Source organism: Parvularcula bermudensis HTCC2503 (assembly GCF_000152825.2).
Classification (GTDB): Bacteria; Pseudomonadota; Alphaproteobacteria; order Caulobacterales; family Parvularculaceae; genus Parvularcula; species Parvularcula bermudensis.
The window spans coordinates 2,394,771-2,414,647 of sequence record NC_014414.1 but is presented as its reverse complement, the minus strand read 5'-3'; the positions used below and the strand labels follow the sequence as shown (position 1 = coordinate 2,414,647).

At 59.4% G+C, this 19,877-nt stretch carries 18 protein-coding genes; 11 read left to right on the top strand and 7 right to left on the bottom strand.

The window, feature by feature from the left end; translation table 11 throughout:
* Nucleotides 1-30: 30 nt before the first annotated feature.
* On the top strand, nt 31-1,191 hold the full coding sequence (locus tag PB2503_RS11315; protein ID WP_013301393.1) for an anhydro-N-acetylmuramic acid kinase: 1,161 nt from the start codon (nt 31-33) through the stop codon (nt 1,189-1,191).
* On the opposite strand, the gene PB2503_RS11310 is transcribed toward PB2503_RS11315, so the two are convergent.
* The 7 genes from PB2503_RS11310 to PB2503_RS11280 form a co-directional block, all read right to left on the bottom strand.
* A complete protein-coding gene (locus PB2503_RS11310; protein ID WP_013301392.1) occupies nt 1,188-2,450 on the bottom strand; it encodes a hypothetical protein in 1,263 nt (420 codons plus the stop codon). The two genes, PB2503_RS11315 and PB2503_RS11310, sit on opposite strands and share 4 nt — an antisense overlap.
* 72 nt (nt 2,451-2,522) lie before the next feature.
* Entirely contained in the window at nt 2,523-2,846 is a 324-nt protein-coding gene (locus PB2503_RS11305; protein WP_013301391.1) for a PEGA domain-containing protein, read from the bottom strand.
* Nucleotides 2,847-2,884: 38 nt separating this feature from the next.
* Complete coding sequence (metC, locus tag PB2503_RS11300) at nt 2,885-4,030, bottom strand: cystathionine beta-lyase (protein WP_013301390.1); 1,146 nt, start codon at nt 4,028-4,030, stop codon at nt 2,885-2,887.
* A complete protein-coding gene (locus tag PB2503_RS11295) occupies nt 4,027-4,578 on the bottom strand; it encodes a GNAT family N-acetyltransferase (RefSeq protein ID WP_013301389.1) in 552 nt (183 codons plus the stop codon). The genes metC and PB2503_RS11295 overlap by 4 nt, the downstream gene beginning before the upstream one ends.
* Entirely contained in the window at nt 4,566-5,549 is a 984-nt protein-coding gene (locus PB2503_RS11290) for a cysteine synthase A (protein ID WP_013301388.1), read from the bottom strand. Before PB2503_RS11290 ends, PB2503_RS11295 begins: the two co-directional genes overlap by 13 nt.
* Before the next feature lie 56 nt (nt 5,550-5,605).
* Nucleotides 5,606-6,739: a sensor domain-containing diguanylate cyclase gene (locus PB2503_RS11285; protein WP_013301387.1), complete on the bottom strand. Its 1,134-nt coding sequence runs from the start codon at nt 6,737-6,739 to the stop codon at nt 5,606-5,608.
* Between the two features lie 101 nt (nt 6,740-6,840).
* A complete protein-coding gene (locus PB2503_RS11280; RefSeq protein WP_013301386.1) occupies nt 6,841-7,128 on the bottom strand; it encodes a PilZ domain-containing protein in 288 nt (95 codons plus the stop codon).
* Nucleotides 7,129-7,257: 129 nt separating this feature from the next.
* Between PB2503_RS11280 and glpK the strand changes: the two genes are divergently transcribed.
* The 10 genes from glpK to PB2503_RS11230 all read left to right on the top strand — a co-directional run bounded on the left by glpK (nt 7,258) and on the right by PB2503_RS11230 (nt 19,874).
* The gene (gene glpK, locus PB2503_RS11275) at nt 7,258-8,736 is read left to right on the top strand and encodes a glycerol kinase GlpK (RefSeq protein ID WP_013301385.1); all 1,479 of its coding nucleotides are present in this window, start codon (nt 7,258-7,260) and stop codon (nt 8,734-8,736) included.
* A 204-nt stretch (nt 8,737-8,940) separates the two neighbouring features.
* Entirely contained in the window at nt 8,941-10,023 is a 1,083-nt protein-coding gene (gene recA, locus PB2503_RS11270) for a recombinase RecA (protein ID WP_013301383.1), read from the top strand.
* A 311-nt stretch (nt 10,024-10,334) separates the two neighbouring features.
* A complete protein-coding gene (locus tag PB2503_RS11265) occupies nt 10,335-10,937 on the top strand; it encodes an NADH-quinone oxidoreductase subunit J (protein WP_013301382.1) in 603 nt (200 codons plus the stop codon).
* A 3-nt stretch (nt 10,938-10,940) separates the two neighbouring features.
* Nucleotides 10,941-11,246, top strand: coding sequence for an NADH-quinone oxidoreductase subunit NuoK (gene nuoK, locus PB2503_RS11260; protein WP_013301381.1), 306 nt, complete (start codon nt 10,941-10,943; stop codon nt 11,244-11,246).
* Between the two features lie 7 nt (nt 11,247-11,253).
* Nucleotides 11,254-13,437, top strand: a complete 2,184-nt coding sequence (gene nuoL / locus PB2503_RS11255; protein ID WP_013301380.1) for an NADH-quinone oxidoreductase subunit L — start codon at nt 11,254-11,256, stop codon at nt 13,435-13,437.
* A gap of 20 nt (nt 13,438-13,457) precedes the next feature.
* Nucleotides 13,458-15,095 carry an NADH-quinone oxidoreductase subunit M gene (locus PB2503_RS11250; protein WP_041535654.1) on the top strand — a complete coding sequence of 546 codons (1,638 nt, stop codon included), beginning with the start codon at nt 13,458-13,460 and terminating at the stop codon, nt 15,093-15,095.
* Nucleotides 15,095-16,537, top strand: a complete 1,443-nt coding sequence (gene nuoN, locus PB2503_RS11245) for an NADH-quinone oxidoreductase subunit NuoN (protein ID WP_013301378.1) — start codon at nt 15,095-15,097, stop codon at nt 16,535-16,537. Before PB2503_RS11250 ends, nuoN begins: the two co-directional genes overlap by 1 nt.
* The gene (locus tag PB2503_RS11240; protein WP_013301377.1) at nt 16,534-17,310 is read left to right on the top strand and encodes a biotin--[acetyl-CoA-carboxylase] ligase; all 777 of its coding nucleotides are present in this window, start codon (nt 16,534-16,536) and stop codon (nt 17,308-17,310) included. The genes nuoN and PB2503_RS11240 overlap by 4 nt, the downstream gene beginning before the upstream one ends.
* Before the next feature lie 73 nt (nt 17,311-17,383).
* Nucleotides 17,384-18,202, top strand: coding sequence for a type III pantothenate kinase (locus PB2503_RS11235; protein WP_013301376.1), 819 nt, complete (start codon nt 17,384-17,386; stop codon nt 18,200-18,202).
* A 55-nt stretch (nt 18,203-18,257) separates the two neighbouring features.
* Nucleotides 18,258-19,874: a ribonuclease J gene (locus tag PB2503_RS11230; RefSeq protein WP_049782055.1), complete on the top strand. Its 1,617-nt coding sequence runs from the start codon at nt 18,258-18,260 to the stop codon at nt 19,872-19,874.
* Nucleotides 19,875-19,877 lie beyond the last annotated feature (3 nt).

Below are 19,877 nucleotides of genomic sequence, written 5' to 3'. Positions count from 1 at the left end.
CGCGAGAAGATTTGCTGGAAGGCGCTTTCCATGGCTCCAAGAACAATCCGCGCGCCCTCACCCGACCGGGTCTATTCCGCTATCGGCCTCATGTCAGGCACGTCCCTCGACGGAGTCGATGTGGCAATGCTTCGGACGGATGGAGAAACCCTGTCCGAATTCGGCCCTATGCACTTTCTCCCCTATCCGTCGGGAACCCGGGCTGCCGTGGTGGCCGCCACCAAAGCGGCGCTTGAGGGGCGAAGCGATGCTAAGGAAATTCATCAGGCCTCGGACCTCGTAACCTCAGCGCATATCGAAGCCGTGCGGGACTTTCTGCAGGCCCATCGCCTCACGCCCCAGGCGGTGGATGTGGTCGGGTTTCACGGTCAAACCATCCTTCATCGGCCCGCCATTGCCGGTCGGGCCGCCCCTGGCCAGACCCTTCAAATTGGAGATGGGCGTCACCTTGCGAGTGAAGTTCAGATCCCTGTTGTCGATCAATTTCGGCGGGCGGACATCGCCAATGGAGGGGAGGGGGCGCCCCTGGCCCCGATTTACCATCTCGCCCGCGCCCGCGGAGCGGCGATCGATGGGTCGATCGCGGTTCTCAATATTGGCGGTGTGGCGAACATTACCTTCCTGCCCAAAGACAGGTCGATCGCCCGTCTGATGGCCTTTGACTGTGGCCCGGGGAATGGGCTGATCGATCAATGGGTCAGCGCAAAGACGGTCAACCGCATGGATGAGGGGGGCAAGCTGGCAGCAAATGGAAAGATCCATGAGGATCGTATCCACTTGATGAGCCACAGCCCCTATCTGAAGCGAAAGCCACCGAAATCCCTTGATCGTTATGACTTCAAGCTCGGCGGGGTCGACGGGCTTACGCTTGAGGATGGGGCCGCCACCTTAACGGCCTTTACGGCGAGTTGCGTGGCGAGCGCTGCCGCCTTCCTCCCTGAGCCGCCGTCAATCTGGGTCGTCGTCGGGGGCGGACGGCATAATCCGGTCATGATGGCGGCGCTGGCCGACCGGTTGCCAAGCCCCGTCGTCGCCTGTGAGGAGCTAGGCTGGCGGGGTGATTTTGTCGAAGCGGAGGCCTTTGCCTTTCTGGCGGTCCGTCGACTGAAGGAATTGCCCATATCGTTTCCGATGACCACCCATGTCCCCCGACCCTTGCTTGGGGGCGAGATTCACCCTCTGACCGCTTAGGGCTGCCAGAGGGTGGGGGGCGCCTTCGGTCGAGATAAGCGCTGCAACGACCGCGGCCGACCGCTGTGATTAGGGGCCACAGTGGCCGACGGGGGGAAGGCGATCTTTTTGGCCTTTTCCGGTCGCGCCACTCTGACCTCTAACCGGCCGAGCAGATCGCTCAGGCCGTCTTTTTCGACCAATTTGGTCTCCCACGCGGTCAGGGCCTCATTGCGGGCCACGCCCTCAGGGCCGGTCTCCGCCAGCAGCGTGACGATCGCTTCGGCTGACTTTGCTTTGGCATTGAGAACGAAGTCTCTCAGGGCCATGACGATGGCCGCCCGATCCTCGTCATAGATTCTGACCGCTTCATAGGCACCCCAGATTATCACGCCCGCCGCAATACAGAAAAAGAGCAAGGGCAACGCCGCCACCCCTAAGATCGGGGGGCCGAGCGAGGGGATCTCCGCGCCGAACAGCGTCAGCCAAGTGGGGGTGAGACCCACCAGAATGCCGAAGAACCCAAGAAGGATCACGGTGAGGGCCGTAAAGGTCAGGCCATCCACCCGCCGGCGTATCGCCGACAGGCCAAGCGCTTCTTCCTTATCGGCGAGGGTACTCGGTAGATCGCTGAATTTCGCCACCGCCAGTCGAGCAATGTCCCGCAGGATCAAAATCCGTCCCGCCCTGAGGGCATAGCCTTCGCCATCATGCGGCGGCGTCACGGAATCGTCCCGCAGATAGGTATCCTGAAGGTCATTCACCTCATCGATGAAGGACTTCAAATCTTTGTGGGTTCGATTGATCGCCGTGGTGATTTTTTGGACCGAGGGGCCCAGCCGTGGCTCTTGCCGGAGCCGTGAGCGGCTGATCTGCGTATCGGTCAGGAGCGAGATCGCAATCAGTGTGAGGAGGACCGCACTCCCCGAGGAAAGGGCCAGGACCGCCGCCAGGGGTTCCGCCGCAGGAAGCAAAACCAATGTGGCGAGCAAGGCGACAAATCCCAACAAGCCAAAACCGATCAACATAGCCAAGCGACCGATGGCATAGGGCCAGAAGGCGTAATTCAAGAGGATTGCGGGGAGGGGAGCTGTCGACCAAAGCCTTTCCAGCGGCGTCTCTACATTGTCGGCAACGATCTGTCTGACAAGGGCGTCGGTCACAAAGGGAAAGGTTTCCCGGGCGATGGTCTCCTTATTCTCATCGTCGAGAAAAAGGCGCCAACCGTCTTTGATCCGGTCGGAGCGGACAAAGGTCTCAAGCCGGTCCCGAATAGACATGTCGCAATTCCCCTCTCCCTGGCGGGAGGTTTACCATGCCGTTACGGTACTGACGAGGGAGGCCTTTTGGTTTTACAGGTCGGGCAGGCTCTCAATAGTGAAGCTGTCGTCTTCGACCACACGTTTGAGATCGACGGAGAGTTGGCGCGGGCTGTCAGGGGTCAATTCCATCGGAACCGCCTCATAGCCGATCCGCCCAATCGTCAGCGGGACGCTCTCGATCACCCCGATAACGCACGGGGTGGTACAGGTCTCCCCCCCTTCGAAGGTCACAAGGGCGCCGCTCGGCGCTGTGGTGAGGGAGACATAAACGATCTTGTCGGCGGACGGGGTCGCCGCACATCCCAGAAGAGTGCCGAGCGCCACGATCACGAGGGCGGTCATTGCCTTTGTCATGGTTATCCTTCCTCCGATCATCGGATCCCCGCCATCGCTCATGTCGAGGTTGCGGCGGCGAGCGCCGCAGCGACATCCTCAATCAGGTCGTCGAGGTCCTCAAGCCCCGCATGGAACCGGAGCACTTGGCCCCCTTCGGTCCAGGGAACCGCGGTCCGGTTGGCGGTGGGCCAGGCGGGCAGGCAAAGGCTCTCATAACCGCCCCAACTATAGCCCAGACCAAAAAGCGTGAGATGGTCGATAAACCGTGCGGTCACGGCTTCGTCCTCCCAATCCGCGATGACCGAGAACAGCCCGTTCGTGCCGCTTGCGTCCCGTGCCCAGAGCGCCGCCTGGGGGTGGCTGTCGAGGCCAGGATGCAGCACCCGCCGGATGGCGCTGTGGGTTTCAAGAAAGCGCGCCAGACCAAGGCCGTTCTCTTCATGCACGGCAAGGCGCCGATGCAGCGTTCGAAGGCCGCGATGGGCCATGGCGACATCGCGGCCTGAGACGGAAATGCCGAGCATCCTGGCCATCCGCCTGACCTTGGCGGAAAGCCTAGGCGCGGTCGCCACCGCGCCGAGCAGGAGGTCTGAATGGCCGCCGACATATTTTGTCAGCGCCTGGACACTGATCGCGCATCCAAGCTCCAAGGGGCGGAGTAATACCCCGGCGCCATAGGTGTTATCGACGGCGACGGGCACCTCCCCCGCGCCCGCGACGATGGCGGGGAGGTCCTGCACCTCGAAGGTGAGGGAGCCAGGGCTTTCGCAGAAAATGAGTTGCGTCGTGGGGCGACAAAGCGCGGCAATCTCCTCACGCCCCGCCTGGGGGTCAAAATAGGTCGTCTCGATGTCGAAGCCGCGCAGCAGCCCGTCGCAAAATGTCCGGGTCGGCTCATAGGCGCTGTCGGTCACAAGGACATGGCCCCCCGCCGTGACACAGGAGAGGATCGCTAGGGTACAAGCCTCAAGTCCCGATCCGGTGAGCACCACGTTATCGGCGCCTTCAAGGTCGCAAAGACTTTCTTCCAGGGCTCTATGGGTCGGCGTGCCGGTGCGCCCATAATGCCAGGGAGGGCGATTCGCCCGGAAATCATCGTAGGAGGAAAACAGGACGGTCGATCCGCATTCCACGCTTGGATTGATGAGACGTCTTCCTTTGGTCGGTCGGCCCAAATGGGTGTCTTTCGTCGGTCCCTTCATCCGTACCACTCAATGACACCGGTCGCCTGACCGTAAACGCTGAAGCCCATTTTTTGATACAACCTCAGAGCGGCGGGATCGTCTAGGGAACAAGTCTCTATCCGTATTTTTTGGGGATCGTGTTGCCACGCCATCTGGAGGATTTCATACAGGAACCAACCGCCAAGGCCTTTATTCTTCGCCTCCGGCACAAGGCCGAAAAACCGTATCTCGATCAGTGACGTGTCGATATGTTCGAGTTCGGCAAACCCCGCGACCCATCCCTCTCTGTACAGAACGAATATGTTGACACTCGGTTTGCAGATGAGGGCGCTCAGGTCATCATCGTTCAGATAGCGTCGGCTCACCCATTTGTGCGGGGTGCCAACGGCGCTGTAGATATAGCGGTAAAAGCTCACCGGCGGCTCTTCGCAGCGCAGGATCGCGTGACGCCCCTTTGGCTGCGCGGGTTTCGGGCTGCTCGGTCGCTTTGTCTGTTCCAGATAGGTGATGACCGCTTCGATCCGTTCAGGCTTCCTGGTGCGCGGTGGGGAACTCAGGACATCCATGGGGGTACCGGCAGGCCTTTCGATTGGAGAAATTCGGGGTTGAACAGCTTTGACTGATAGCGATTGCCGTAATCGCAAAGGATCGTCACCACGGTCGACCCAGGCCCCAGATCCTTCGCCAACCTTTTGGCGCCCGCAATATTGATTCCGGACGAGCCCCCAAGGCACAGACCTTCTTCCTCCATCAGCGAAAAGACGATTTGAAGGGCTTCGTCGTCGGGGATCCGATAGGCGTCGTCGAATTGAGCGCCGTCGAGATTGGCGGTGACCCGACCCTGCCCGATGCCCTCCATCACGGAGCTTCCGTCGCCCGCCAGTTCACCGGTCTTGATCCAGGAATAGATCTTGGCGCCCTCCGGGTCGGCGGCGGCGATTTTGACGTCGCCTCTCTCCTTAAGGGCCATCGAAACGCCGGCGAGGGTGCCGCCCGATCCAACGGCACAGCAAAACCCATCGACGGTTCCGTCGGTCTGAGTCCAGATCTCCGGCCCCGTCGTCCGAATATGGGCGTCGCGATTGGCCGTGTTATCGAATTGATTGGCCCAAACCGCGTTCTCGGTCTCTGCGGCGATGCGCTTAGATTGGTGAATATAGTTGGCGGGATTGGCGTAGGGGACGGCATCCACCTCAATCAGCTCGCCGCCGAGAAGTCGGATCGCATCCTTTTTTTCCGCGCTTTGCGTCCGCGGCATGACGATCTTCACCTTATAGCCCTTGGCTTTCCCCACGAGGCAAAGACCAATCCCTGTATTGCCTGCGGTGCCCTCGACAATGGTGCCGCCGGGTTTGAGGGTGCCCGCCGCCTCCGCCGCTTCGACGATCGAGAGGGCGGCGCGATCCTTCACCGATTGGCCCGGATTGAGGAATTCGCACTTGCCGAGAATAAGACAGCCGGTCTCCTCGGACGCGCGACGCAGCTTCAGGAGGGGGGTGTTCCCGATAAGGGAAAGAACAGAAGGATGAGTTTGCATAGGCCCCCTCTAGCGGGGGGCTCCCCATGGGGGCAATCCTTCGCCGTCTATCCTCGTCAGGCTCTACTGGTCTCGCAGGGGCTGCTGGCCTGCGAGACGAGGCTCAACAGATCCCGGGGCGAGGGCGAGGGGAGGCCAAGGGCATCTTCGCCATGGACTTCGACACGGTTCCGACCGTTTTCCTTGGCCTTGTAGAGGGCCTCATCGGCCCGGCGCAGAAACTCGCTGAGGGGGTCATCATGTCCCCGCAAGCTGGCAACGCCCAAGCTCGCGGTGATACGAAACGTGCCGCTGCCGCCCGTGAAGCTCAGCCCACGAATTGCCTCGATGAGACGGTCGGTCATGCGCAGTGCCTGCTCGATATCCGTGTCTGGGAGGATAAGCCCAAACTCTTCCCCGCCGAGCCGACCGAGGAGATCCTCCTGGCGCTTGATCCGATTGATGAGGGCGGCGACCGAAGCAATGACCTCATCGCCCACCGCGTGGCCGTAGGTATCGTTGACGCGCTTGAAATGATCGATGTCCACCATCACCGCCGACAGGGCGTTGTGGTGGCGGAGAGAGCGACGGACTTCGCGTTGGGCAAGGATCGTGAAGGCGCGCCGGTTAAGGGCGCCGCTTAAGGGGTCGGTCATCGCCAGATCATAGAGCTGGATCTTGTCGCTTTCGGCGTCGATGAGATCGTTGACGCAATAGCGGGCGGCGCTCCTCAAGCATAAATCACTGCTGATGACGTCGCCGAAACTCTGAAGGGTGCGCTCTTCGCGCGGGGTGAGGCGGCGGGGCTCGGGCGCGAAGAGGCATAGGGTGCCAAAGCGCTTGCCGCCTGGGTCCCGTAGCGGGGTGCCCGCGAAAAAGGCGATATGGGGCGATCCTTTTACCGCCGCCTCTTGGGCAAAATAGGGCTCGGTCCGGGCATCCTCGATGCAAAAGCCGGTATCCGAAAGGATGGAGAGCGCGCCCAAGGTCTCAATGGCCTCGGCGTCAGCTGTATTGACCCCATGGGCGGCGGAGAACCAACGCCGATAACGCTCGACAAGCGCGACATGAACGATTGGAACCCCGAAGGTGAGGGCCGCGGTCCTGGCGAGATGATTGGTGTCATACGCCGCAGATCCCTTGAGGATTTGATAGCGCTGACCGATTTCTGCCTTGACCATGTCAAGGCGAGGCCGCGGATAAACGAGCATAATATCCTAAGGTCCCAATCACTTCCCCGAGGGAATAACTAGTCGCTTGGGGTTTCCATAAGGTGACGATCGGCGAAAAAGGCGCCTCGCTCGTTGTTGATCTATGCCTCTGCGAGACTTTTGAATTCTACCCCGTATCGGGTCAGCCCAACGCAATGGACGACCCGGCCCTTCCTGACGATCCCCGTGCTCGTGCGGAAGACATAGGTCTGGCCGACAGTCAGCGGCGTGTCACAGGTGAGGCCGAGCCCCCCTTTGGAGATATCGACCAAGCTCCCGAACCCAACCCTTTGGCCGTCATGACTAATCTCGACCGCTCCCTTGACGGGGTACCGGACATAGCGACGACGCGTATGTTCTAGCGATGTTTGAAAAATCGAAAGTGTCATGGGATAGAACCTTAGAAAGGAACTTCCTGCCACTTAAACGTGAATAATTGGTATTAATCAACTTTTGCGGGATTTTTTTCCGTTAGCATCAGCCTTTTCTATGGTTACAGAACCACCTAAGCGGTGACGATGGCTGAAGACTATATCCTCGCCTTCGATCAAGGAACCACCAGCGCCAGGGCGATCGAATTTGATCGGTGGGGGGCCCCGGGGATGGTGGCGCAGTATGATCTGCCCCAACATTATCCCGACGATGGCTGGGTCGAGCACGATCCGGCAGACATCTGGCGTCTCACAGTCAAAGCGGGACAAGACATTATCGCCGCGCGGGGTCGACCGGCGGCGATTGGGATTACCAATCAGCGCGAAACGGTTATTCTCTGGGATCGAACCACGGGAGAGCCGCTGCATCGGGCGATCGTCTGGCAGGATCGACGGACGGCGGCGACCACCGCAGATCTCAGGCGTGATGGCGCCGAAGCGATGGTCACGTCGAAGACCGGGCTGCTCCTCGATCCTTATTTCTCCGCCACCAAGATCGCTTGGATCCTCGATCACATTCCCGGGGCGAGGGACAAGGCCGCAGCGGGGCAGGTGCTGGCCGGTACGGTGGACAGTTTTCTGATTTGGCATCTGACCGGCGGTACCGCCCATGTGACGGACGCCACCAATGCCGCTCGTACCCTCCTGTTCGATGTCGATCGCCAGACATGGGACGAGGAGCTGTGTGCTCTATTCCGTGTGCCTATGGCATGTCTGCCAAATGTTCAGGACTGCGCCGCTTGCTTTGGCACGACGGCAGCCGGGATTTTTGGGGATCCCATCCTGATTGGGGGGGTGGCGGGCGATCAGCATGCCGCCATGGTCGGGCAGGCTGCTTTTGCTGTGGGGGAGGTCAAATCGACCTACGGCACGGGCTGTTTCGCTCTCATCAATACCGGGACCCGCCGCCAAGAATCGTCCCATCGGCTGCTCTCGACCATCGCCTATCGGCTCGATGGTCAGCCCACCTATGCCCTAGAGGGCTCAATCTTTGTCGCTGGGGCTGCCATCCAATGGCTACGTGATAATCTGCACTTCTTCGAAGATGCAAAGGAGACCGCGCGGCTCGCTGCGGCCTCGACGGAGGAGGGGCGGGTCGTGTTTGTGCCCGCATTCACCGGTCTTGGCGCGCCCTACTGGGACCCCCATGCGCGCGGGGCCATTTTCGGCCTGACCCGTGATACCCAACCGGCGGATATTACCCGCGCGGCGCTCGAGGCCGTGGCCTTTCAGACCGCCGATCTCTTGCGCGCAATGCGGGCCGATGCAGGGGACATTACGCGAATCAAAGTCGACGGCGGGATGGTCGCTAATGATTGGCTGTGCCAGCGGCTGGCCGATATTCTGGATCTTGAGATCGACAGGCCCATCGTCACGGAGACCACGGCACAGGGGGCGGCTGTCCTGGCTGGCCTTACCGTCGGATGGTATTCGAGCCTCGATGAGGCCGCAGATGCGCGGCGCACCGAAGCCGTGTTTGGTCCCAAAATGCGGGCGGAGGACCGCACGGCCGCTTCGGCCAGATGGCAAGATGCGGTGTCTCGCGTCCTCAGCGGTCCGCGGTGAGGTGATTGGACCCCATGATCGCCCATGATCGGCTCTCTCATTCGAAGGCCGAATCGGCGTCACTTCATTTCGATAAGATGGGCCTGACCCCATAAGAGGTGTTTTTGTTCCTTTTGTGTTCTTGTTCGTTGCGTGACAGGAACAAAAAGCGTACAAATAAAGAGATCACTGGATCTCGCAAGCACTGAAGGGTTGGGATAGGCAATGTCGGCAAATTTTAAGGTAATCGACGGCGGTATGGATAAATCAAAAGCGCTCGAAGCGGCCCTGTCACAGATCGACAAGGCTTTCGGCAAGGGATCTGTGATGAAACTCGGATCCCAGGACAAAATTGTCCAAATCGAGGGGATTTCGACGGGGTCTTTGGGCCTCGATATCGCCTTGGGGATCGGCGGGTTGCCGAAGGGACGGATCGTCGAGATCTATGGACCTGAAAGTTCCGGGAAGACGACGCTGGCGCTTCATTGCGCAGCGGAATCGCAGAAAGCGGGGGGGACGGCAGCCTTTATCGATGCCGAGCATGCGTTGGACCCCATCTATGCCTCAAAATTGGGGGTCAAGCTCGATGAATTGCTGATTTCCCAGCCCGATACGGGGGAGCAAGCCCTTGAGATTGCCGATACCCTTGTCCGGTCGGGGGCGATCGATGTGCTGGTAATCGATTCGGTCGCGGCCCTGACGCCGAAGGCTGAACTCGAAGGGGAGATGGGCGATAGCCTCCCCGGCCTCCAGGCGCGATTGATGAGCCAGGCATTGCGGAAGCTGACGGGGTCGATTTCACGATCCAATTGCCTTGTGATTTTCATCAATCAAATACGGATGAAAATCGGGGTGATGTTCGGGTCGCCCGAAACCACGACGGGGGGGAATGCCCTCAAATTCTACGCCAGCGTCCGGCTCGATATTCGGCGCATCGGGGCCCTCAAGGCACGGGACGAGGTCATCGGTAACCAGACCCGGGTGAAAGTCGTGAAAAACAAGGTTGCCCCTCCTTTCAAGCAAGTCGAATTCGATATCATGTATGGAGAAGGTATCTCCAAAGTCGGCGAATTGCTCGACCTGGGGGTATTAGGGAATATCGTCGAAAAATCAGGAAGTTGGTACAGCTATAATTCCGAGCGAATCGGTCAGGGTCGGGATAATGCCAAATCTTTCCTGAAGGATAATCCAGATATTGCCGCCGCCATTGAGCAAGCGGTGCGGCGCAATGCGGGCCTGATCGCCGATGATATGCTTGTCGGCCCCAAAGACAACGATGAAGTCGCGGATGACGGCACGGGAGGCTAACAGGGCGCCCTCATCCCTCATCCCTCACTGACGCCCCGGCGCTCCGGCAGGGGAGGGGCGCCCTCAAACGTATGAACGGAGAGAATTTGGGTCATTTCCTGAAAATCGGCTCGTGACGAATCGGTTTTCATCGCCAGCTGGGCTGTCGCCAGCGGTTGTCAATCACGAAAAACGCCAGGCGGATTTCCGCCGCACCGCAAAAAGGGGTTTTCACCGAGTTGGCAATTCGGCTAACGCCCGGCGACATCCTTGCCGATTGGACAGATCGTTGGTGACTGCGATCTGTGCCGCGCAACTAGCGAAGGACGATCATGGGGTTTGCGGATTTCGCTTTTTCGATATTCGCCACGGCGGTCGTGGTCTGGGGCCTTGGGGTGATCTTCGCCCGAAATCCCGTCCACTCCGTCATGTGCTTGATCATGGCCTTCATTTCCACGGCGGGCCTCTTCGTTCTGATCGGGGCCGAATATCTCGCCTTCCTTCTCGTGGTCGTTTATGTCGGCGCCGTTGCGGTGTTGTTCCTATTCGTCGTGATGATGCTGGATATCGATTTTGCGGAGTTGCGCGCGGGCTATGCGCGATATTTGCCCTTCGGGGTCGTCGTCGCCGCCGCATTGGTCATCGAGATCGGGGTCATGGTGACGTCATGGAGTGGGGCCCCGGCGGCGCAGGCGCCGGTCGCTGCCTCTGACGGCCCCAATAACGCCGAGCAATTGGGCATGGTCCTTTATACGGAATATGTGCACTTCTTTCAGATTGCAGGTCTTGTTCTCCTCGTGGCGATGATCGGCGCGATCTTGCTGACCTTCCGGCAGCGGCAGGGAATCAAGACCCAGGATGTCTCCCGACAGGTCGGACGCCGCCGTGAGGACGGGGTTGAGGTGGTGTCCGTGCCGACAGGAAAAGGAATTTGATCTGTGGTCAGCCTGCAAAATTATCTCCTTGTCGGCGGGTTTTTGTTCGCAATCGGTGTCGCGGGCATTTTCCTCAATCGGAAGAATGTCATCATCATTTTGATGTCGATTGAATTGATGCTCCTCGCGGTGAATATCAATTTCGTCGCATTTTCGATGTTTCTCGACGACATCAAGGGGCAGGTTTTTGCTTTTATGGTGTTGACTGTGGCCGCCGCGGAGGCGGCGATCGGTCTGGCCATCCTCGTGACTTTCTTCCGGCGCAGCGGCGATATTTCGGTCGAGGCGGCGGACGCCATGAAGAATTGATCCGCCCATGGAACCTTTGATCATCCTGCTTCCGCTTTTCGGCGCGATCCTGGCCAAGCCTGCCGCGGTCGCGGCCGGTCCGCGTGCTGCGGAAATTGTGACGACGGTTCTGGTCGGTATTTCGGCGCTCTTGTCCTGGTTGACCTTCCTCGATATCGGCGCGAACGGCGCGAAGGACACGATCACTTTTTTCCAATGGATCCAATCTGGGTCCTTCAATGTCAGCTGGTCGATGCGCCTTGATACGTTGACGGCGGTGATGTTGATCGTCGTGACCAGCGTCTCCTCACTCGTTCATCTCTATTCCATCGGCTATATGCACGAGGACCCCTCGCGGCCGCGGTTCTTTGCCTATCTTTCGCTTTTTACCTTCGCCATGTTGGCATTGGTCACCGCCGACGATCTGGTGCAGCTGTTTTTCGGGTGGGAGGGCGTTGGTCTCGCTAGCTATCTGCTGATCGGATTTTGGCACCATAAAGACAGCGCCAATGACGCGTCGATTAAAGCGTTCGTGATGAACCGTGTGGGAGATGTCGGTCTCGCGCTTGGTATCATGGCGGTCTTTGTGGCTTTCGGCACGGTAAAGTTCGATCCGATTTTCGCCGCCCTGGCCGATGGAGTGATCCTGCCTTTGGGCGGGGAGGGGCCGATCCCCATCGCCGAAGCGAGCATGACATTTCTGGATCGGCAATATTCCGTGCTCGATCTGATCGGCGTTCTCCTCTTTATCGGGGCCATGGGGAAATCTGCGCAGCTCGGGCTACACACTTGGTTGCCCGACGCTATGGAGGGGCCGACCCCGGTGTCGGCGCTGATCCACGCGGCGACAATGGTGACCGCCGGGGTGTTCTTGGTGTGTCGGATGTCGGATCTTTACGCCCTTGCGCCGGCGGCCTCCGCGCTGGTCACGGTCATCGGTGCCAGTACGGCGATATTCGCCGCCACGATCGGCCTCGTGCAGACGGATATCAAACGGGTTATCGCCTATTCGACGGCCTCACAGCTGGGATATATGTTCTTCGCGGCGGGGGTCGGTGGGTACGCCCAGGCGATGTTCCATCTCACCACCCATGCCTTTTTCAAGGCCCTTCTCTTTCTCGGAGCTGGGGCGGTTATTCATTTCTGCCACCATGAACAGGACATGCGGTCCATGGGGGGGCTTCGTAATCATATGCCCGTCACCTTCGTGGCGATGTTGTTGGGGACGCTGGCCATCACCGGTGTGGGGATTCCGATGGTTCAGGTCTTCGGGGCGCCCTTCGGGTTCGCTGGGTTCGTGTCCAAGGATTACATTCTTGAAGCGGCCTATGAGGGCATTACGCTCGGTGTGCCCTTCGCGACCTATGCGTTTGTGCTCGGTATATTGGCGGCGGTTCTGACCGGTTTTTACTCATGGCGGCTCATCTTCCTCACCTTTGATGGGGGCTGGCGCGCCGATGATGCGGTGAAAAAGCATCCTCACCCGGTCCCGAACACGATGATCTTGCCTTTGCTCCCCCTGGCGCTTGGCGCCGTGATTGCCGGGATGGCTTTCTACAAACCCTTTGTCGGTGCCGGGAAGACCGCTTTTTGGGGGGAGAGTTTACATATTGAAGCCAGTTATGAGGCGGCCGCCCATGACGATGCCGCCTATGACGCTGCCGAAGCTGGTCCTGCGGCGGTAAACGCAGATCATGGGATGAGCTCGACCCACGAGATCTCGGGGGCAGAGGGAGATCACGGGGCGGCCCCTTCTGTCACGGATCATGGGGCTGAGGCGCATAAGGCCGAAGGGCATGGGGAGGCGCACCACGACTTCCCAGCCTGGGTCTTATGGGCCCCCCTGATCGCGGGGCTGATTGGCTTCTTCGCGGCCTTCACCCAATATCGTGCAACCAGCGATCCGCTTCGCCCCGGCCTCATCAGTCGCGGTGGGCTTCTTTACGGCTTTCTCCAAAATCGTTGGTATATTGATGTTCTTTATCGTCGGATTTTCCTCGAACCGGCGCGTATCCTTGCGCGTGCGCTCTGGCGCCAAGGGGATGAGCGGACCATCGACGGCCTTGGGCCCAATGGCTTGAGTGGATTTTTCTTCTCAAGTGCTAAGCGATTGGTTGGGATACAGACCGGCTATGTCTTCACCTACGCGTTCATCATGCTGGCGGGGGTGACCTTGATTGTTCTCTTCACAATGTTGCGAGGTGGGGCGTGATCGACCAAAGCTTCGCGGACATGCCGCTTCTTACGATCCTGACTTTTTTGCCTTTGGTCGGGGTCGCATTCATCATGTTGCGGCAGGCGACATCACGCCCCGATGAGCGGGATGGGGCGGCGCGGGCGGCCAAATGGGTCGCCCTGGCAACGACGCTCTTCACCTTCGCTTTTTCGGGATATGTCTATCTGCAATTTGATCAGAGTGCGCAGGGCTATCAGCTCGTCGAGCAGACTGCGTGGCTGACGGGGTGTGCGGAGGCGTCGTCCGCGGGCGTGGATCAGGCGGTCGATGAGACCTGTCTGCCGCAGGGCATCACCTACAAAATGGGGGTGGACGGTATATCCATCCTGTTCGTGCTTCTCACAACCTTCATTATGCCTATCGCGATCCTTGCCGGATGGCGCTCGATCTCGTCGCGTGTGGCCGAATATATGGTGGCCTTTCTCGTCCTTGAGACCTTGATCATCGGCGTCTTCTGCGCCCTGGATTTGCTACTGTTCTACGTGTTCTTTGAGGCATCACTTATTCCGATGTTCTTGATCATCGGAATTTGGGGGTCGAAAGGCGAACGTTCGATCTTTGGGCTGACGGTTCAAAATCGCATCTATGCCGCGTTCAAGTTTTTCCTCTATACCCTCTTTGGATCGCTACTGCTGCTGCTCGCGCTTATTTATATGTATCTGCAAACGGGCACGACGGACGTGGTGGCCCTCCAGCAGGTCAGCTTTGGTGACGGCGCGCAGAAATGGCTTTGGTTGGCCTTCTTTGCCAGTTTCGCGGTGAAGATGCCGATGTGGCCGGTCCATACCTGGCTTCCGGATGCCCATGTTCAGGCGCCCACCGCTGGATCAATCGTGCTCGCAGCGATTCTCCTCAAAATGGGGGGGTATGGGTTCTTGCGCTTCTCCTTGCCTATGTTCCCCGATGCGTCGCTTTATTTTGCACCCTTGGTCTTCACGCTGAGTGTCATTGCAATCCTCTACACCTCGCTGGTCGCCTTTGCGCAGGAGGATATGAAGAAGCTCATCGCCTATTCCTCCGTGGCGCATATGGGCTTTGTAACCATGGGCATTTTCACCATGACCGATCAGGGGCTTGAGGGGGCCCTGTTCCAGATGCTCAGCCACGGATTTATATCCGGGGCCTTATTCCTCTGTGTCGGGATTGTTTACGATCGCCTCCATACCCGTGAAATCTCGGCCTATGGCGGCTTGGTCGGTCACATGAAATGGTTTGCCTTCTTCTTTTTGCTGTTCAGCATGGCGAATGTCGGTCTGCCGGGATTGTCCGGGTTCGTTGGAGAGATCCTGACAATGGTCGGCGCGTTTCAGGTCAATACATGGGTGGCGGCCCTTTCTGCGCTCGGGATGGTTCTGGCCGCAAGCTATGGGCTTCGCCTTTATCGTGAGGTCGCCTTTGGGACGGTCACGAACCCCGAGGTGAAGACGATGCCTGATCTCGATCGCCGGGAGCTCAGTCTCTTGACGGTGCTGGCCGCCATGGCCCTCTATCTTGGCGTGCATCCGTCTCCGACCTTGGCGGTATTCCGTCCTGCGACTGAATTGGTGCAAATCCGCATTGCCGGCGGCGATGAGGCGGAGCAGATGGAGAGCGTCACCGCGGCGCGCGCTGTCGACCCGGCGGAGGTACGATAATGTTGATCGAGGATTTGACCGCTCTGGGGCCTGAGCTTTTGCTGGCCCTCGCGTCCATGGCGCTGTTGGTGTTCGGCGTCTCGGTGAAGAGCGACCCCGTACGACCTGTGCTCTATGGAGCGATCCTTGCTCTGGTGGGGGCCTTCTTTTTGGCATGGTTTGGCGCAGCGGACCGCGCCACCGCCTTTGGCGGGTCCTTCAGCCTTGACGGGTTGGCAAAGGCGGGGCGGGCCCTCGTCTATATTGGGGCGATCGTCAGCCTTTTCCTTTCAGTCCGGTATTTCGAGATAGAGCGCCTTGCGCGCTTTGAATATCCCATTCTGGTGCTGCTCTCCGTAGTGGGCATGGGGATTATGGTGACGGCGAACGATTTGCTTGTCGTCTATATGGGGATCGAACTGCAATCTCTCGCGCTCTATGTCATGGCAGCGTTCAATCGCGACTCGGTTCGGTCGACTGAGGCGGGGCTGAAATATTTTGTGCTTGGGGCCCTGTCTTCAGGGCTGCTTCTCTACGGTATTTCACTGATTTACGGGTTTACCGGCGAAATTCGCCTCGACGCCATCGCCGCCGAAATTGCCGCTGGTGAGGATCGCGTGGCCGTGACTTTCGGGCTGATCTTCTTGCTTTCCGGTCTTGCCTTTAAAGTGTCCGCCGCTCCCTTTCATATGTGGACGCCGGATGTGTATGAGGGGGCGCCGACGCCGGTGACGGCGTTTTTCGCCGCGGCGCCCAAGGTCGCGGGCATGATCGTTTTTATCCGTGTCATGATCGAAGGGTTCGGCACGATTGTCGCGGACTGGCAGCCCGTTCTCTGGATCATTGCCGTCCTCTCTATGGGGATCGGCTCAATCTCGGCGCTTATGCAGACCAATATCAAACGTCTTATGGCGTATTCGTCGATCGGCCATATTGGATATGCGTTGATTGGGTTGACCGCCGGGACGGAGGCCGGGGTGACTGGGGTTGTGGTCTATCTGGGGATCTATCTGCTGATGACCCTCGGGACCTTTGCCTGCATTCTGGCCATGCGGCGGCCCGAGGGGATGGCGGAGAATATTTCCGACTTGTCGGGTCTCAGTCAAAGCCAACCGGGGTTGGCGCTCGCCTTTACGGCGCTCTTCCTGTCTCTGGCCGGGATCCCACCGTTTCTTGGATTTTTCGCTAAATTCGCGGTGTTCACCGCCGGGGTGGAGGCGGGCCTCTATCTCTTGACGGTGATTGGGGTGGTGGCGAGCGTGATTTCGACATTCTACTATCTTTCCGTCATCAAAACAATTTGGTTCTCTGCAGGCAGCGATGTGTTTGTCAGTGAACGCGGCACAGCCGTGTCCGTGACCGCTACCGGGGTCGCTCTATTGATGACGATTGGCCTGCTGTTTTTGTTGCCCCCCCTTTATCGCCTCGCTGACGCGGCGGCGGCGCCGCTCTTTTCAGGGTGAGTGACGCAGAGCTGCGACGGACCCGAGCTGGGCGACCCGTCTGGCACTATCGCGCTGTCGGCTCGACCAATGATACCGCGGCCGAATTGGCCCGCATGCAGGGGGAAATGGACCGCTCCCCCTGTTGGGTTATCGCCGATCACCAAACCGCTGGTCGCGGTCGGCGGGGGCGGGCGTGGTCAGACCATGCCGATAATTTTTCCGGGACGCTGTTATGGCCATTGGCGCCGGAACACGGCCGAACGCCGGCCCTTTTTTCGTTCCTCGCGGCCCTCGCTATTGTCGATTCTTTTGAGGCGGTGGGGATTCCTCGGACGATCATCGGCCTGAAATGGCCCAATGATGTCCTCCTTGAGGGGGGGAAAGTGTGCGGGATCCTCGTTGAAACCGTGGCAGGATTAGAGGGCTTGATGGCGGCCACCATCGGCATCGGCGTCAATCTGGCGCAGGTGCCCCCCCATGCGCCGCCCGAAGGCCGGGCACTCAGCCAATGGATTACCCCTCCCCCCCCCACCGCTTTTCTTGAGACGCTCGACGCGCGCTTCGACGAATGGTGGGCGATTTATGGCGCACACGGCTTCTCCCGCATCAGATCGGCCTGGCTGGAGCGGGCGACGGGCCTCAACCAGGCCTTGGTCGTCAGATTGAGCGATCGCACCCTTGAGGGGATCTTTCGCGGGCTCGACAAAGATGGGGCATTGCTGCTCGAGCATCAGGGGGAGGTGACGCGTTTCTTGGCGGGGGACGTGTTTTTGCGTCGGCAAACGGCCTAAGTCAGTTTCACGCAACGGGTGATCGTCGCCCGACAGAAAGGCCCGACAGAAAGGCCGGAAGGAAAGGAACGGCATGCTCCTCGCCGTCGATATCGGCAATACCAACACGGTCTTCGCGATGATCGAAGGAACAACGACCGTGGGTCGCTGGCGCGCCTCCGCCTCGGTCGGGTGGACGGCCGACGAATATGCCGTCTGGTTATCCCAGATCTTTCGGATCGAGGGAGCGTTCAGTCTCGATGACGTCACCGATTGCATCGTCTGCTGCGTTGTTCCCCATGCCCTCCATAATGTTCAGACATTCTCGCGCCGCTATGTCGGCAAAGAGGCCCTGGTCGTGATGGAAACCACGGTCCCCGGGATCGAGGTGCTGATCGACCGTCCCGCCGAAGTGGGGGCGGACCGCCTCGCCAATGCCGTGGGCGCCTTTGTCACCTATGGGGGGCCTACTGTTGTGGTGGATTCCGGCACGGCGACGAATTTCGATCTCATTAGCGAGAAGGGCGATTTTCTGGGCGGGATCATCGCGCCAGGGATCCATTTATCCATGCAGGCCCTTTATAACGCTGCCGCTCGTCTCCCGCGCGTGGGGATTGAGCGACCGGCCAAGGTGATTGGCACCAACACTGTCGGCGCCATGCAGTCGGGCGTCTTTTGGGGCTATGTCGATTTGATCGATGGGATGGTCAGACGGATCGAGAAGGAATATGGCCAAGAGCTGACGGTCGTCGCCACGGGGGGCGTCTCTTCGCTCTTCAGTAGCGCGGCCGAGACGATCGATCATTATGATGCCGACCTCACCATAAGTGGTCTCAAAGAAATCGCCCGTCGGATGATGGAGGGCGAGCCGCTTGGAAACGCCCCCTCACAGAAGACAGGGGTGAAAGGCTAACAACGTGCAAGATGAGTTGATTTTCCTACCCCTTGGCGGGTCGGGCGAGATTGGGATGAATCTCAACATGTTCGCCTTGGGACCGGCGAATGCGCGCCAGTGGATGATGATCGATTGCGGGGTGACCTTTGCGGGGGATGAATGGCCCGGCATCGATCTCATTACGCCTGACCATAATTATCTGCTGGATGAGTTGGATGATGGCGCCGATTTACTCGGTCTGGTTCTGACCCATGGTCATGAAGACCATATCGGGGCGGTCGCCCATCTCTGGCCCGACCTCGATTGCGATATCTACGCCACGCCCTTTACGGCTGAGCTGGTGCGCCGAAAATTTCATGAGGTGGGCATCAAAAATCCGCCGATCAAGATTATCGATCTCGGCGCTCGCTTTTCCCTCGGCGGCTTCGACCTTGAATTCATTACACTGACCCATTCTATTCCTGAGCCGAATGCCATCGCGATCAGGACAAAATTCGGCACGGTTCTGCATACGGGCGATTGGAAGATCGATCCGATGCCGGTGCTGGGGGACGTGACCGATCGCACGACACTTGAGGACCTTGGGCGCGAAGGCGTCATGGCCATGATTTGCGATTCGACCAATGTCCTGTCGGAGGGACGGTCGGGGTCTGAAAGCGATGTGGCGGAGACCTTGGCACAGATCATCGGAGAACAGACGGGCCGGGTGGCGGTGACGACCTTCGCCTCGAATGTGTCCCGTCTGCTTTCGGTTTGCCGCGCCGCGCAAGTCACCGATCGCAGTGTCTGTCTATTGGGGCGGTCGATGCTGCGCATGATGGACGTCGCCCAGCAGGTCGGACTGCTGCCGCCGGGCATTTCCTTCGTCGAGCCGTCGGAAGCCGGCTATTTGCCGCATAACAAGGTTCTTTATCTGTGTACGGGCAGCCAGGGGGAGAGCCGAGCGGCCCTCGGCCGGATTGCGCGTGAGGATCACCCCGAATTGTCTTTGGGAGAGGGGGATACGGTCCTTTTCTCCTCAAAGATCATTCCTGGAAATGAGCGCGGGATTTTTGATCTGATCAACGATCTCACCGATCTCGGTGTGACCGTCATCACCGCCGAAGAAACGTATATCCACGTGTCGGGTCATCCTTGCCGGGATGAGCTTCGCGATATGTATGGTTGGGTGAAGCCCGAGGCCGCGATCCCCGTCCATGGGGAGCCTCGTCATATGCGAGAGCATGCGCGGTTGGCGGAGGAATTAGGGGTTGGTCGCACCCTTGTTCCGCGGAACGGCGATATGATTCGCTTGGCGCCGGACGGGCCGGTACGGATCGATCAGGTCCCAGCCGGGCGCCTCTATCTCGATGGCAGGATCCTTTTGCCGGAGGACAGTCGGGCGCTGAAGTCTCGGCGACGCCTGGCCGAGGAGGGGGTGATCGTCGTCTCGGTCGCGTTCGACGCCAAAGGGCGACTTGTCGGTGGGCCGGCGGTCACTGCCCTTGGGGTTCCTGAAGAAGACAATGAGGGCGAGCCGCTCCTGCCATTGATCGAAGAGACGCTCGAAGCATTGATGGCGAGCCTCCCTCGACCGAAAATGGCCGATGACCGAGAATTAGAAACACATATCCGTCGCGCCATTCGCGCCATCCTCGCCCCACGATGGGGGAAGAGAGGCGATATTTTGGCGTCGATCATCAGGGCGTAGACC